The organism is Pseudomonas sp. B21-059 (assembly GCF_026016285.1).
GTDB lineage: Bacteria > Pseudomonadota > Gammaproteobacteria > Pseudomonadales > Pseudomonadaceae > Aquipseudomonas > Aquipseudomonas danubii.
Window position 1 is genome coordinate 5,166,473 of sequence record NZ_CP087201.1, and the last position, 14,905, is coordinate 5,181,377.

Consider the following 14,905-nt stretch of genomic DNA (forward strand, 5'->3'; position numbering starts at 1 on the left):
CCGGCGTACCGGCGGCGGGGTCAAGGATTACTGCGCGGCTTTGACCGCCGAGGCCAGTTGCGCACTGGCCTTGGCCGGGTCCGCATCCTTGTCGTTCATGAAGTTGGTGACCACATCGAAGATCGCGCCCTGCACCGCCAGGGAAGTGGCCATGTTGTGCGCCATGCTCGGCTGCAGGCCGCCGGTCTTCTCGTCGGCCAGGAAGTCCTTGGCCGCTGCCTGGGCGCAGGAGTCGAAGCCCTCGGCGCTCATGTCGTTGAGCATGTCGGTGCGCACCGGGATCGAGCCCTTGTTGATGCTGAAGACCTTCTGGAAGTCCTTGCCCAGGGCGACCTTGGCCAGGTCTTGCTGAGCGGCGATATCACCTTTGCGATCGGCCTTGAGCTTGAACACCGCCAGGGAGTCGATGTTGTAGGTGAAGGCCTTGTCAGTGCCCGGGAACGGCACGCACTGGTAGTCCTTGCCGGCAACTTTCTTCGCCGCCGTCCATTCGCTCTTGGCCCAGTCGCCCATCATCTGCATGCCGGCCTTGCCGCCGATCACGTCGGCAGCCGCAATGTTCCAGTCACGCCCGGCACGGTTGGGGTCCATGTAGCCGGTGATTTTCTTCAGTTCGGCGAAGGTCTTGGTCATTTCCGGGCCGGAGAGGGTTTTCTGGTCCAGGTCCACCAGGGCTTTCTTGTAGCCTTCAGGGCCCATGACCGAGAGCACCACGTCTTCAAACACGGTGCTGTCCTGCCACGGCTGGCCACCGTGGGCCAGGGCGATAAAGCCCGCGGCCTTGAGCTTGTCGCCGGCGGCATAGAACTCTTCGAGGGTGGTCGGGGCCTTGTCGATCCCGGCCTTCTTGAACACTTCAGGGTTGATCCACAGCCAGTTGACCCGGTGGATGTTCACCGGCACTGCTACGTAATCACCTTCGTACTTGACGGTATTGGCCACCTTGGACGAGAGCAGGCCGTCCCAGTTTTCCGCTTTGGCCACGTCCTTGAGGGTGTCGGTGCTGAGCAGGCCGGTGCTGCCCCATTCCTGGATATCCGGGCCCTTGATCTGGGCTACGCCCGGCGGGTTGCCGGCCACGGCGCGGCTTTTGAGCACGGTCATCGCAGTGGAACCGCCACCACCGGCCACGGCGCCGTCCTTCCAGGTGAAACCGTCTTTTTCCACTTGGGCCTTGAGCACATCGACGGCAGCTTTTTCACCACCCGAAGTCCACCAGTGGACGACTTCCACGGAACCTTTGGAATCGGCGGCGAGGGCACTCAGGGGAAACAGAGAGGCAAGGGAAATGACAGTGGCGAGGCGAGAAATCGCATTCATTTGAAGTACCTTTCTTGTTGTTATGCATGCAAGTCTGGTGCTTGCGCTGCATACGAGTCTAAACAGCCTAGTCGAACGTTCGGGTAACGAAGCGACGGGGAAATGTCACGACATGGTTACACAAGGCCCGGAACAGACGCTTGGGCCAAAGCCGAAGCCATGCTCGGCGCCAGAGGCAGACGCGGAATCAGCACGGCTTGCCAGGCGTGATAGAGGTCCGGCTTGCCGCCCCAGATCTCGGCGGCCGGGCGGTTGTCGCGGCCCAGTTCGTGATGCCAGCTGCCCTGTTGGCGATCGATGAAATGCGCTTCGCAGAACTCCCAGAAACACCGGTACCAGGTCTCGTACTGCTCCTGGCCGGTGCGCTTAAGCAAGGCGCTGGCAGCGGCGCTGGCCTCGGCGTGGGTCCAGTGCAGGCGCTGGCGCACCACTGGCCGGTTGTCCCAGTCCAGGGTGTAGACGATGCCCGGGGCGCCATCCACGTCCCAGCCGTGGCGGCAGTTGCTCGCAAACAGACGTTGCGCATCCAGCGCCAGCCAGCCCGGGGTCAACAGGCCGGCCTGGACCCGCGATGCCTCCAGGTGCAACAGCAGGCGCGCCCATTCGAAACCGTGGCCCGGCGTGGTGCCGAAGGGCCGGAAACCGTCGGCGGGAAAGGCCCGGTTGTAGTCGCGCAGGGGCTGCCAGTCAGCGTCGAAATGCTCGATCACCATGAAGTCATTGGCGGCGGCGTGCTGATGGATCACCCGATCGACGATGCGCAGGGCGCGGTTGAGCCAGCGCGGGTCCTGGGTGACATCGGCCAGGGCCAGAAAGGCCTCGGTGGCGTGCATGTTGCTGTTGGCGCCGCGATAGGCTTCCGGCTCGCGCCAGTCACGGTTGAAGGACTCGAGCATGGCGCCCTCCTCCTCGCTCCAGAAATACCCGTCGACGATCCGGATCGCCTCCTCAAGTAGGGCCTGGGCACCCGGCCGCTGCGCCAACACCGCAGAGCTGGCGGCCAGGGCGACAAAGGCATGCAGATAGGCAGCCTTGGTGCTGTTGCCATCGGCCTGACCGGCCACGGCGAACCAGCCGCCGTGCTCGGCATCGCGCAACGGCCCCATGAGCGCGGCGATGCCGTGGTCCACCAGCCCGGCATAACCCGGCAGGCCCTGGATGTGCGCCATGGCGAAGCTGTGGGTCATGCGCGCGGTGTTCATGGTTTCGGCCTGGGCAGCGGCGGGCAGGCAGCCCCGGGCATCGAGGTTGCCGAAGCCTTCGGCGAGTCGTGAAGCCTTGGCGAAATCAAGCAGGCGCTGGCCTTCGGCGGCGAGCCAGGAATGGTGAGCGGGCGCGTTCAGCCAACTGCGCAGCGGCAGGGGGAGAGAGTCCATGAGTGGCCTGTTGTTGTTTTTATCGAAGGCTTGAGTCTAATCAAGCCGCTCGCAACCGCAGGTAACGAAGGGCCAGCACAATGTCACCAAGCCGTGACATTGTGCGGCTCCACCCGTAGGAGCCGGCTTGCCGGCGAAGAGGCCCTTGAGTCCTGCAGTGCCCTTGGGGACGCCTTCGCTGGCAAGCCAGCGCCTACACAAGTCAGTGTCTACACAGGCCAGCCGCTCAGTCGAAGGTCCGGGGCAGGTACAGGGTCACCCGCAGGCCGCCTTCGCGCAGGTTCTGCAGGCTGACTTCGCCGCCATGGCTGTGGGCAATGTTGCGGGCAATCCCCAGGCCCAGGCCGTAGCCCTGCTGCTGGCCGGCCAGACGGAAATGCGGCTCGAACACCTGCTCCAGGCGCTGCTCCGGTACGCCCGGGCCTTCGTCGTCTACATGCAGGACAAAACCGCTGTCGTCGTCTTCGATGTGCAGATGGGCTTTCTGGCCGTACTTCAGGGCGTTGTCGATCAGGTTGCCCATACAGCGCTTGAGCGCCAGGGGCTTGCCCGGATAGCTGGCCAGCGCCCGGCCCTGCTGGGTCACGCGGCCATTGCCGTTGGGTGCCAGGTAAGGCTCCACCAGGCAGTCGAGCACCTGGTTGAGGTCCACCGGCTCGATGTTCTCGTGGATGTCGGTGTCCTTGACGCATTGCAACGCACCTTTGACCAGCAGTTCCAGTTCGTCCAGGTCGCGGCCGAACTTGGCTTGAAGTTGTTCGTCCTCCAACAATTCGACCCGCAGGCGCAGGCGGGTGATGGGGGTGCGCAGGTCGTGGGAGATGGCGCTGAACAGCTGGCTGCGCTCGGTCAGGTAGCGGCTGATGCGTTCGCGCATGCTGTTGAAGGCCCGCCCCACTTCCACCACTTCACTGCCGCCGCCCTGCGCCACCGGCTCGACATCGGCGCCCAGGGACATGTCCCGCGCCGCCCGGGCCAGACGCTTGAGGGGCCGGCTCTGCCAATGCACCAGCAGGCCGATGAACAGCAGCAGAAAACCGCTGGTGAGCAGGATGAACCACACCTGCTGCGCCGGCAGCCCCTGCTCTTCGAGACTGGTGTAGGGCTCGGGCAACAGCGAAGCGATGTACAGCCATTCTCCCGGGGCCATCTGGATCTGGGTCACCAGCACCGGCGGGTTCACCGGCTCCAGGGTCAAGGCGTAATGGGCCCAGGAGCGGGGTAATTCGTCGAGCTTGAGGCCGCCATTGAAAATCCGCAGATCATCGGGGCTGACAAAGGTCACGGATAGATCCGCGTCGTTGCCCAGGGACTGGCGCAGCACTTGCTCCACCGCCTGCAATACCGCCTCTTTGCGCGGTGTAGCGGGCAGCACCTGCATGCCCAGGGGCTTGTCATTGAGGGTCACGACAAAACGGGTACCGCCCATGCTGCGCAACTGGTCGAGCACCAGGGGGCGATAAGCCACCGGCAGCGAACGCAGGTAACTGACGCTGGCGGTCATCGAGTGAGCCAGGCTGCGGGCGCTGGTCACCAGGCCTTCGAGCTGAGTAGCGCGCAACTGCGAAACCCAGATCACGCTGGACAGGGCCTGGGCGAACAACACCGCCAGCAAGGTCAGCAGAAGCATGCGCCCCAGCAGCGAGCGAGGCACCGGCACCCGCCGCAATACTCTGCGCACTGCCTCAGTGACCATTGCCGGCAACCACATTGGCTGCCAATTGATAGCCACTGCCACGCACGGTACGGATCAGCCGCGGTGGCTTTTCCGTGTCCCGCAGACGCTGGCGCAGGCGGCTGACAGCCATGTCGACGATGCGGTCCAGGGGCATCAGGTCGCGCCCGCGAGTGGCATTGCCGATGGTGTCGCGGTCGAGGATTTCCTGGGGGTGGTCGAGGAACAGCTTGAGCAGGGCAAAGTCGGCGCCGGAGAGGATCACCTCCTCGCCGTCGTTATGAAACAAGCGGTGACTGATCACATCCAGGCGCCACTCGTCGAAGCACAGCACGTCACCTGCAACCCGCTCCTGGGCGAACTGCACCCGGCGCAACAGCGCCTTGATCCGCGCCTGCAACTCCCGTGGGCTGAAGGGCTTGCCCAGGTAGTCGTCGGCCCCCAGCTCCAGACCGATCACCCGGTCGGCCTCGTCGGAGCTGGCGGTGAGCATGATGATCGGCACCTGGCTGCACCGTGGGTGCTGGCGAATCCAGCGGCACAGGCTGAAGCCGTCTTCGTCGGGCAGCATCACGTCGAGGATCACCAGGTCGCTGGGTGCCTCGCTCAGGGCCTGGCGAAAGCCGGCGCCATCGGCGGTCGTGCGCACCTGGAAGCCGCAGCGGCTGAGGTAGGTTTCCAGCAGCTCGCGAATTTCCTGATCGTCGTCAACCAACAAAATCGACTTACTGACTGAACTCACCGGGGCCGTCCTTATTGTTAGGCAGGGAGCGCGATTATGCCTGATGCCGGGAGGCGTGTTACCGCCTCTTCGCCGGTAAGCCGGCTCCTACGCTGTGCGGCTCAAGGTCAACCCAGGGCCTGCTCCAGCGCTACGCCGGCACCGGTCAGCCCGGAATAGGGCGCCGTCACCAACCACACCGGAATGCCCTTGAAGTAGTCGCTCATGCAGCCCTTGTCGGCAAAGCTCCTGGCAAAGCCGCTGTGGATGAAGAAGTCGGCGAAACGGGGAATCACCCCGCCGACGATATACACCCCGCCCCGCGCGCCCGTGGTCAGCACGTTGTTGCCCGCCACTCGCCCCAGCCAGCAGCTGAACTGCTCCAGCACTTCCCGGGCAATCGAGTCGCCAGCCAGCCCGGCAGCGGTGATGGCCTCCGGGGTATCGAGGCGCGGCTCATGACCGTCCACCGCACAGATCGCCCGGTACACCCGAGGCAATCCACTGCCGCTCAAAGCAGTCTCGGCGCTGACATGACCAATTTCATCGTGGATGTGCTGCCACAGCTGGGTTTCCCGCGGGCTGCTCAAGGGCAGGTCGACATGACCGCCCTCCCCCGGCAAGGCCATGTAGCGGCCGGCGCCGAAATTCAACAGGGTACCGACGCCGAGACCAGTGCCCGGGCCGATCACCACCGCCGGACGCAAGGGCTCGGCAACGCCTTCGCAGACCACGCGAAACTCATCGGGCTGCAAGCGGGTCATGCCCAGGGCCATGGCCGAGAAGTCGTTGACCAGCAGCAACTGCTCCACCTGCAAGGCCTGGCAGAACGCCTGGCGGCTCAGGCGCCAGTGGTTGTTGGTAAAACGGAACTCATCGCCGCTGACCGGACCGGCCACCGACAGGCATACCGAACCGATGGAACCCAGGGCCAGGCCCTGGTCTTGCAGGTACGCCTTGATGGCATCTTCCGGGCAGCGATAGTCCGCCGTTGCATGGACCTGGATCGCGTCCAGTTGTTGGTCTTTCCACAACGCGAAGCGCGCGTTGGTGCCACCGATGTCACCGACCAGGGCCAGTTTCAATTAAGCGTCTCCAGAGCAGAGGTAAAGGCGCTGGCGCCCTGCTCTGCCGAGCTGAAGGCCATGCGCATGAAAGCGAAGAGTTCACGACCGGTGCCGACGTTGTTGCCCAACAGGCCCTTGGCCGGTTCCCGGGCGGCGAATTCGGCGGCGTCGACCTTGAGTTCCAAGGTGCCCTTGACCCCGTCAACGCGAATGATGTCACCGTCCAGCACCCGAGCCAGCGCACCGCCGACCTGGGCTTCGGGACTGACATGAATCGCCGCCGGAATCTTGCCCGAGGCACCCGACATACGTCCATCGGTCACCAGCGCCACCTTGAAGCCACGGTCCTGCAGTACCCCGAGGAACGGGGTCATCTTGTGCAGCTCGGGCATGCCGTTGGAGCGCGGGCCCTGGAAGCGCATCACCGCGACGAAATCTTTTTCCAGCAGGCCGGCCTTGAAGGCGTCGGCCAGGTCCTGCTGGTCCTGGAATACCACGGCCGGGGCTTCGACGACCTGATGCTCGGGGGCCACGGCGGACACTTTCATCACCCCGCGGCCGAGGTTGCCTTCCATGACCCGCAAGCCGCCTTCCGGGGAGAAGGCCCGGGCCACCGGCCGCAGGATGTTTTCGTCGAGGCTTTCGATCGGGCCTTCGCGCCATACCAGCTTGCCGTTATCGAGGAACGGCTCCTGGGTGTAGCGGCTCAGGCCGCGGCCGGCCACGGTATTGACGTCTTCATGCAGTAGCCCGGCTTCCAGCAGTTCACGGATCAGGAAGGACATGCCGCCCGCCGCCTGGAAGTGGTTAATGTCGGCCTTGCCGTTGGGATAGACGTGGGACAGGGTTGGCACCACCTCGGACAGATCGGCCATGTCCTGCCAGGTCAACTGGATGCCTGCCGCCTGGGCAATGGCCGGCATGTGCAGGGTGTGGTTGGTGGAACCGCCGGTGGCGTGCAGAGCGACGATGGAGTTGACCAGGCAACGCTCGTCGACGATTTCGCCAATGGGCGTGAAGCTGCCGCTCTGCTTGGTCAGGCGCGTGACCTGCTGCGCCGCCTCATGGGTCAGGGCGTCGCGCAGCGGCGTGTTGGGGTTGACGAAGGAGGCGCCCGGCAGGTGCAGGCCCATGACTTCCATGAGCAACTGGTTGGTGTTGGCAGTGCCATAGAAGGTGCAGGTGCCCGGGCTGTGGTAGGACTTCATTTCCGATTCCAGCAGCTCCTCGCGGCTGGCCTTGCCTTCAGCATAACGCTGGCGCACATCGGCTTTCTGCTTGTTGGAAATCCCCGACACCATCGGCCCGCCCGGGACGAAGACCATCGGCAGATGACCGAAGCGCAGGGCGCCCATCATCAGGCCCGGGACGATCTTGTCGCAGATCCCCAGCATCAGCGCCGCGTCGAACATGTTGTGCGACAGGGCCACGGCCGTGGACAGCGCAATCACCTCGCGGCTCGGCAGGCTCAGTTCCATGCCGGCCTCGCCCTGGGTCACGCCATCGCACATGGCCGGAGTGCCGCCAGCGAACTGGCCCACCGAACCGATCTCGCGCAGGGCTTTCTTGATCTGCTCGGGAAAACGCTCGTAAGGCTGGTGAGCCGACAACATGTCGTTATATGACGAAACAATTGCCACGTTGGCCGCATTCATCATCCGCAGGCTGTGTTTGTCGTCGGCGCCACAACCGGCCACGCCGTGGGCGAAGTTCGCACACTGCAGCTTGCCGCGCTGCGGACCATCGCTGGCGGCACCACGGATCAACGCCAGATAAGCCTGGCGAGTGGCGCGACTGCGAGCGATAAGCCGTTCGGTGACCTCAAGAACGCGGGGATGCATATGTAGAACTCCAGGCTAACGGATGTGGCGACCTGTTTGTCTATGCTGATCAGAAGCCCCGCCACCGAGGGACAGTGGAGGACATTTCTGACCATTTGGACCAGTTGATTCAGGTCACTCGTTGTAGATAAGACAAAATATTGCCACTAAAAAGGCTTGTTTTCTATTTCTATGCGAATAATCTTGTAATTCCAACAACAAATTTAACGACAGGCGTTTGCACATGACTCTTCGAATCGCAATCAACGGTTTTGGCCGTATTGGCCGTAACGTCCTGCGCGCACTCTATACCCAAGGCTATCGTCAGGATCTGCAGATCGTCGCCATCAACGATCTGGGGGACAGCGCGATCAATGCCCACCTGCTGAAGTACGACACCGTCCACGGCACCTTCGACGCCGAAGTCCAGCACGACCAGGAAAGCCTGACCGTCAACGGCGACCGGATTGCCGTCAGTGCCATCCGCAACCCGGCCGAACTGCCCTGGGCCGCGGAAAAGATCGACGTGGTCTTCGAATGCACCGGCCTGTTCACCGACCGCGCCAAGGCCGCAGCCCATCTTACTGCCGGCGCCCGCAAAGTGATCATCTCGGCCCCGGCCAAAGGCGCCGACGCCACCGTGGTCTACGGGGTCAACCACGACATCCTGCGCCAGTCGCACCAGGTCATTTCCAACGCTTCGTGCACCACCAACTGCCTGGCCCCGGTGGCCCAGGTGCTGCACCGCGAGCTGGGCATCGACAACGGCCTGATGACCACCATCCACGCCTACACCAACGACCAGAACCTCACCGACGTCTACCACAGCGACCCCTACCGCGCCCGTTCGGCTACCCAGAACATGATTCCGAGCAAGACCGGCGCCGCTGAAGCTGTGGGCCTGGTGCTGCCGGAGCTGGCGGGCAAGCTGACCGGCATGGCAGTGCGGGTACCGGTGATCAACGTATCCCTGGTGGACCTGACCGTGACCCTCAAGCGCGACACCACCGCCGAAGAGGTCAACGCCCTGCTCAAGAGTGCCAGCCAGCATTCGAAGATCCTCGGCTACAACACCCTGCCGCTGGTCTCCAGCGACTTCAATCACAACCCGCTGTCGTCGATCTTCGACGCCAACCACACCAAGGTCAGCGGCGGTCGCTTGCTCAAGGTGCTGGCCTGGTACGACAACGAGTGGGGCTTCTCCAACCGCATGCTGGATAACTGCCTGGCCCTGTGCAACGCGGAATAAAACGGATATTCGTCGATGATCGGTATCAGTTTTACCCAAAAGACCATGGCGGCGCGCAAGCGCATCGCCCTGGTCGCGCATGACCACTGCAAGGTCTTTCTGCTGGACTGGGCCGAGCGACAGAAGTCACGCCTGGCCGAACATGAACTGCTGGCCACCGGCACCACCGGGCTGCTGCTGAGCAAACGCCTGGGACTGCCGGTGCAAAGCATGATCAGCGGCCCTCTGGGCGGCGATCAGCAACTGGGCGCGCAGATTGCTGAACAGCGGGTCGACCTGCTGGTGTTCTTCTGGGACCCCTTCGAACCCCAGCCCCACGATCCGGATATCAAGGCGCTGCTGCGCGTGGCGGCGGTGTGGAACATTCCCGTGGCCTGCAACGAGTGCAGCGCCGACTACCTGCTCAGCAGCCCACTGATGAGCCAGGCCCATGAACACCGGATTCCCGACTACCAGGCGTACCTGGCCGCTCGGGGATAAATCACACAAGGCTTGACCATTAGCGCAGATGACAATCATTATCATCTGCTGCAAAAATGGATCAGGCCTTGCTGTGAGTCAATCGCACTTCAACCACGTCTTCCTCACTCAACGAATTTCTCTGCTGCGAACGCTGGAGCGGATGGTCAACAACCACAGCACCGCCGAAGACCTGCTGCAGGAAACCTATCTGCGGGTGACCCGCGCCCTCAGCGAGCGGCCGATCACCCACCTTGAGCCCTTCGTGTTCCAGACTGCACGCAACCTGGCGCTCGACCACCTGCGGGCCCGGCGTATCCAGGGCCGCACCCTGCTGGAAGATGTGCCACCGGAGGTGGTGGAGAGCGTCGCCGCTCCCCTCAGCAGCGCCGAGGACGCAGCCCACGCCGAGCAATTGCTCGAACGCCTGAACCTCAGCCTCGGTCAGCTCAGCCCGCGCCAGCAGCAGATCTTCATCCTCAGCCGCCTGCACGGCCACAGCTATCAGGAGATCGCCGACGCACTCGGGGTGTCGCTGAGCACCGTGCAAAAGGAACTGAAATTGATCATGGCCATCTGCATCGGCGTCGCCGAACGTCTCGACGGCCAGTGAGTCTCAACCGCTGAGCACAATGACTGCGTCAGCCCCAGGCCTTTGCTAACCTTGGCCGGCTTTCGCTCTCTCTTGAAAAAACAGCTGCGCACAGACGCCGCCGAGGAACACCCGTGACGGATTTTCACAGCGCCGAGCCGCCCACCCCTGCCGGCTCGCACTCAAGCACCCTTGCCATGGATCAGGCGCTGGATTGGCTGATCGAGCTGGAACATCCGAACGAGGAACACGTGCGCCAGTTTCATCAGTGGCTGGCGGCTTCACCGCTCAATGCCCAGGCCTTCGAAAAGGCCCAGGCCATCTGGAACGGACCGCAAGTGGCGCTCTGTGCCCAGGCCCTGGCCGCCCCTGCACCGAAGGTTTCACGCCTGGCTCGCCTGCGCCCCCACTGGAAGCCCCTGGCCACCGCCGCGGTGCTGGTGCTTGGGCTGTTCAGCTTCAGCAACCTGCCCCTGCGCCTGCAGGCCGACCACCTGACCCTGGTGGGTGAACGCCAGCGCCTGCAACTGGAAGACGGCTCGAAAGTCCTGCTCAACACCAACTCGGCGTTTTCCAGCCAGATCAACGATCACCAGCGCGTGGCTCGGCTGTACCAGGGCGAAGCCTTCTTCGAGATCCCGGCCACTCTCGGCCGGCCCCTGGAACTGGACGCCGGTCCGGTCAAGGCCAGCGTGGGCGACACCGCCTTCGCCGTGCGCTATCTGGACGGCATCGCCCAGGTCCAGGTGCAACGCGGCGATATCGACCTGCGGGCGACCCACGCCGACCAGCGCATTCGCTTGAGGGCCGGGGAAAGCGTACGCGTCGGCCCTCAGGGGTTTGAGCGCCCGGCCAAGCTCGATGCTGGCAAGGACCTGGCCTGGGTCGAGGGGCGCCTGGTGTTCGAGAACTGCCCCCTCAATCAGGTGCTGGCGGAACTGCGGCGTTATTACCCGGGCTGGATCGTCAACAACAACGAGCAGTTGGCAAGTGTTGCGGTCACCGGCAACTACCGCCTGGACCAGCCCCTGGATGTGTTGCGTTCCCTGGCCCATATCACCTCGGCGCGACTCTCGGAATTCCCGGCGCTGGTGATTCTCAACTGAGAATAATTATTTTTACGCGATAGCCATGGGTCATACGTCTCGTTATAGCCAATGCAACTGATTCGCATTTTTAATGCGTGTCTGCACCTATAAGATTCGTGCGACCCGGAGCGCTCTCGATGTCCCCTCGCCTCAACAGCCGATCCTCTGTTCCCTGTACCCGTCTGCAGAACTGCACGCTGTCGCTGCTCACCGCAGCGATCCTGCTGGCCGGCGCTCACGCCACTCCTGTGATGGCCGCCGATGCCCCGGCGCCTTCCAGCCAGCGCATGGGCAACTACAACTTCGCCATTGCCGAGCAACCGCTGGTCTCGGCGCTCAATGCCTTTACTGCGGTCACCGGCTGGCAAGTGGGCCTGCCCGCCGAGCTGGGTTCCGGCGTTGCCTCCCCCGGCGTACGCGGCTCGCTGCCGCCGGAAAAGGCCCTGGATCGGCTGCTCAGCGGCACCAGCCTGAGCTACCGCAAACTGGGCAACAACAGCATCGTCCTGGAGAAGCGCAGCGGCGCCAACGTGGTGAACCTGCAGCAAGTGACCATCAGCGCTACCCGCCAGGAGCAGGACATCAACTCGGTGCCGAGCACCGTGAGCGTGCAGACCCGGGAAGAACTGGACCGCCAGAACGTCAACACCATCAAGGAGCTGGTGCGCTACGAGCCTGGGGTGTCCGTCGGTGGTGCAGGTCAGCGCGCAGGACTCAGCGGCTACAACATCCGCGGCATCGACAGCGACCGGATTCTCACCCAGGTCGATGGCGTGGAAGTGCCGGATCACTTCTTCAGCGGTCCCTACGCCAAGACCAACCGCAACTATGTCGACCCGGAAATCGTCAAGCGCGTGGAAATCCTCCGTGGCCCGGCCTCGGTGCTCTACGGCAGCAGCGCCATCGGCGGCGCCGTCAGCTACTACACCCTGGACGCCGACGACATCATCAAACCCGGTCAGGACGTTGGCGCGCGCCTGAAGAGCGGCTACAGCTCGGCTGACGAAAGCTGGCTGAAATCCGCCACCGTCGCCGGCCGGGCCAGCGACTTCGACGCCCTGCTGCATCTGAGCCGGCGTGATGGCCACGAAACCGAGTCCTATGGCAGCAACAACGGCACCGGCCTCAACCGCACCGCCGCCAACCCGGAAGACGCCCGCACCACCAACGTCCTGGCCAAGCTCGGCTGGAACTATGCACCGGATGCTCGCCTGGGCCTGACGTACGAAAAGTACAAGGATGACCGCGACACCAACCAGAAAAGCGCAGTAGGCGGCCTGTTTCTCAACGGCGTCGGTCAGAACTGGTATCGCTCGCGGGTCGGCAACGACACCATCACCCGTGAGCGCTTCGGCCTGGAAAACAGCTTCGCCGTGCAATCGCCGATCGCCGACCAGATCAAGTGGAGCCTGAACTACCAGATCGCCAAGACCGACCAGACCACGTCCGAGCGCTACAACCCAGTCTCGGTGTTCTCCCCCAACGCCCGCGACGTGCTGCGTGAACGGCAAACCCTGTACCAGGAAAAACAATGGGTATTCGACGCGCAGCTGGACAAGGCTTTCACCCTGGGTGAAACCGATCATCAACTGACCTACGGTACGACCCTCAAGCAACAGAAAGTTACCGGCTCGCGCTACGGCACCGCCACCTGCCTGAAGGTCGGTGCCGGTTGCACCGCCATCGGCGCGCCAAGCCCGAACGCCGGCGACAGCGTGAAAAAATCCAGCGACTTCCCGGACCCCACCGTCAGCACCTACAGCCTGTTTGCCCAGGACCAGATCAGCTGGAACGCCTGGACCTTCACCCCTGGCCTGCGCTACGACTACACCCAGCTCAAGCCGAAACTGACCCAGGAGTTCCTCAATGTCGCCAACCCTACCGGCAACTTTCCGGTCAGCGACGACAAGAAGACCTGGCATCGGGTTTCGCCCAAGTTCGGCCTGACCTACGCCTTCGACGAGCACTACACGGCCTATGGCCAGTATTCCGAGGGCTTCCGCACGCCGTCGGCCAAGGCGCTCTACGGCCGCTTTGAAAACCTCGCCACCGGGTACGTGGTCGAGCCCAACTCCAACCTCAAGCCAGAAACCAGCAAAGGTTATGAAACCGGCCTGCGCGGCAACTTCGACGCGGGCTCCTTCGATGTCTCGGTGTTCTACAACCAGTACCGCGACTTCATCAACGAAGACGCCATCACCGCCGGCGCACTGCAATCGGTGATCCAGAGCAACAACATCAAACACGCCACCATCAAGGGCGCCGAAGCCAGGGGCCGTCTGAACCTCGATGCCTTCGGTGCACCACAGGGCCTGTACAGCATCGGCTCGCTGGCCTACGCCTACGGTCGCAACAATGACAACGGCGAGCCGATCAACAGCGTCAACCCACTCAAAGGCGTATTTGGCCTCGGCTACGACCAGGACAACTATGGCGCGCTGCTGAGCTGGACCCTGGTCAAACGCAAGGACCGGGTCGACAACAGCACCTTCAAGGCCCCGGATGGCCGCGCCACCAGCGGTCAGTTCAAGACACCGGGCTACGGCATCCTCGACCTCAGCGGCTTCTACAAGGTCACCGATGACCTCACCGTGAACGCCGGCCTGTACAACCTGACCGACAAGAAATACTGGAACTGGGACGACGTGCGCGGCTACGACAGTGTCGGTGAGGCCGGACAAACCGCACCCGCCAACCTCGACCGCCTGACCCAGCCGGGCCGCAACTTCTCGGTCAACCTGGTGTGGGACATCTGACCCCAAACCGCCTCACTGCCCTTTTTCATCCGGGGCAGTGAGGATTTTTTACTGTGTCGCGTCTTCTTGTTCGTCTAGTCACTAAGTGCCTCTCATTCTCAAGGACATCTGCATGACCTCCCAGGATTCCTCCCAGCGTCATCACCTGCGCTCCCAGCGTCTGAACCAGATCACCCACGAGCCCCATTCCAAGCTCGACGCCCTGGTCAAGGCCCACGCACCGTTTGAAACCCAGGGCGCCTTCGCCCGCTTCGTGGTCGCCCAATACCTGTTCCAGTCGGAACTGGTGGAGCTGTACAACGATGCCGAACTGAACCGCATCGTGCCTGACCTGGCCGAGCGCTGCCGCGCCGAAGCGGCCAAGGCCGACCTGGCGGACCTGGACACTGAAGTGCCAGCACCGGTAGCCGGCGCCGTGCGCAACCCGAGCAAGGCCGAAGCCCTGGGCTGGATCTTCGTTTCCGAAGGCTCCAAGCTCGGCGCCGCGTTCCTGATCAAGCGCGCCGTGGGCCTGGGCCTGAGCGAAACCTTCGGCGCCCGGCACCTGGGCGAACCGGCCGGTGGCCGTGCCGAAGGCTGGAAGACCTTCACCCGCATCCTCGACGGCCTGGAATTCACCGCCGAAGAAGAAGCCGCTGCGGAAAAAGGCGCCCTGGATGCCTTCAACCGCTTCACCGTACTGCTGGAGCAGGCTTACTCCAGCGCCGCGCAACCGGCCTGACCCCGACGTTGTGGGCACGGTGGCGGCTGACCCCTCTGCCCTGCCCACAGCGGTATTTTGT

General features: G+C 63.4%; 12 protein-coding genes. 6 read left to right on the forward strand and 6 right to left on the reverse strand.

All coding sequences use genetic code 11. The features are described 5' to 3' along the window. Positions 1 to 27 precede the first annotated feature (27 nt). From LOY69_RS22805 to edd, 6 genes are all read right to left on the reverse strand, one after another. On the reverse strand, positions 28 to 1,320 hold the full coding sequence (locus LOY69_RS22805) for an ABC transporter substrate-binding protein (protein ID WP_102880658.1): 1,293 nt from the start codon (positions 1,318 to 1,320) through the stop codon (positions 28 to 30). Between the two features lie 116 nt (positions 1,321 to 1,436). Continuing rightward, complete coding sequence (locus LOY69_RS22810; RefSeq protein ID WP_265073623.1) at positions 1,437 to 2,696, reverse strand: AGE family epimerase/isomerase; 1,260 nt, start codon at positions 2,694 to 2,696, stop codon at positions 1,437 to 1,439. A gap of 226 nt (positions 2,697 to 2,922) precedes the next feature. Further along, the gene (locus tag LOY69_RS22815; protein ID WP_300242458.1) at positions 2,923 to 4,392 is read right to left on the reverse strand and encodes an ATP-binding protein; all 1,470 of its coding nucleotides are present in this window, start codon (positions 4,390 to 4,392) and stop codon (positions 2,923 to 2,925) included. Next, positions 4,382 to 5,113, reverse strand: a complete 732-nt coding sequence (locus LOY69_RS22820) for a response regulator (protein ID WP_102860596.1) — start codon at positions 5,111 to 5,113, stop codon at positions 4,382 to 4,384. Before LOY69_RS22820 ends, LOY69_RS22815 begins: the two co-directional genes overlap by 11 nt. A gap of 107 nt (positions 5,114 to 5,220) precedes the next feature. After that, positions 5,221 to 6,177 (reverse strand): glucokinase, encoded by a 957-nt coding sequence (locus LOY69_RS22825; RefSeq protein WP_265073624.1) that lies wholly within the window; start codon positions 6,175 to 6,177, stop codon positions 5,221 to 5,223. Continuing rightward, on the reverse strand, positions 6,174 to 8,000 hold the full coding sequence (edd, locus tag LOY69_RS22830) for a phosphogluconate dehydratase (RefSeq protein ID WP_102860594.1): 1,827 nt from the start codon (positions 7,998 to 8,000) through the stop codon (positions 6,174 to 6,176). The genes LOY69_RS22825 and edd overlap by 4 nt, the downstream gene beginning before the upstream one ends. A gap of 223 nt (positions 8,001 to 8,223) precedes the next feature. On the opposite strand from edd, the gene gap reads away from it, so the two are divergent. The 6 genes from gap (at position 8,224) to LOY69_RS22860 (ending at position 14,844) form a co-directional block, all read left to right on the forward strand. Then, positions 8,224 to 9,228: a type I glyceraldehyde-3-phosphate dehydrogenase gene (gene gap / locus LOY69_RS22835; protein WP_102880664.1), complete on the forward strand. Its 1,005-nt coding sequence runs from the start codon at positions 8,224 to 8,226 to the stop codon at positions 9,226 to 9,228. A gap of 15 nt (positions 9,229 to 9,243) precedes the next feature. Continuing rightward, entirely contained in the window at positions 9,244 to 9,708 is a 465-nt protein-coding gene (locus LOY69_RS22840) for a methylglyoxal synthase (protein WP_102880665.1), read from the forward strand. Positions 9,709 to 9,781: 73 nt separating this feature from the next. Further along, positions 9,782 to 10,300, forward strand: coding sequence for an RNA polymerase sigma factor (locus tag LOY69_RS22845; RefSeq protein ID WP_102860591.1), 519 nt, complete (start codon positions 9,782 to 9,784; stop codon positions 10,298 to 10,300). Between the two features lie 113 nt (positions 10,301 to 10,413). After that, complete coding sequence (locus LOY69_RS22850; RefSeq protein WP_110594843.1) at positions 10,414 to 11,385, forward strand: FecR family protein; 972 nt, start codon at positions 10,414 to 10,416, stop codon at positions 11,383 to 11,385. Between the two features lie 119 nt (positions 11,386 to 11,504). Beyond that, a complete protein-coding gene (locus LOY69_RS22855) occupies positions 11,505 to 14,123 on the forward strand; it encodes a TonB-dependent receptor (protein WP_110594845.1) in 2,619 nt (872 codons plus the stop codon). 112 nt (positions 14,124 to 14,235) lie between these two features. Further along, the gene (locus LOY69_RS22860; protein WP_110651420.1) at positions 14,236 to 14,844 is read left to right on the forward strand and encodes a biliverdin-producing heme oxygenase; all 609 of its coding nucleotides are present in this window, start codon (positions 14,236 to 14,238) and stop codon (positions 14,842 to 14,844) included. The last annotated feature ends 61 nt before the right edge of the window (positions 14,845 to 14,905 follow it).

Excerpts from the sequence above, each read along its gene's own strand:
- LOY69_RS22805 (WP_102880658.1), bottom strand. The coding sequence starts at position 1,320 with ATGAATGCGATTTCTCGCCTCGCCACTGTCATTTCCCTTGCCTCTCTG.
- LOY69_RS22810 (WP_265073623.1), bottom strand. The coding sequence starts at position 2,696 with ATGGACTCTCTCCCCCTGCCGCTGCGCAGTTGGCTGAACGCGCCCGCT.
- LOY69_RS22815 (WP_300242458.1), bottom strand. The coding sequence starts at position 4,392 with ATGGTCACTGAGGCAGTGCGCAGAGTATTGCGGCGGGTGCCGGTGCCT.
- edd (WP_102860594.1), bottom strand. The coding sequence starts at position 8,000 with ATGCATCCCCGCGTTCTTGAGGTCACCGAACGGCTTATCGCTCGCAGT.
- gap (WP_102880664.1), top strand. The coding sequence starts at position 8,224 with ATGACTCTTCGAATCGCAATCAACGGTTTTGGCCGTATTGGCCGTAAC.
- LOY69_RS22840 (WP_102880665.1), top strand. The coding sequence starts at position 9,244 with ATGATCGGTATCAGTTTTACCCAAAAGACCATGGCGGCGCGCAAGCGC.
- LOY69_RS22855 (WP_110594845.1), top strand. The coding sequence starts at position 11,505 with ATGTCCCCTCGCCTCAACAGCCGATCCTCTGTTCCCTGTACCCGTCTG.
- LOY69_RS22860 (WP_110651420.1), top strand. The coding sequence starts at position 14,236 with ATGACCTCCCAGGATTCCTCCCAGCGTCATCACCTGCGCTCCCAGCGT.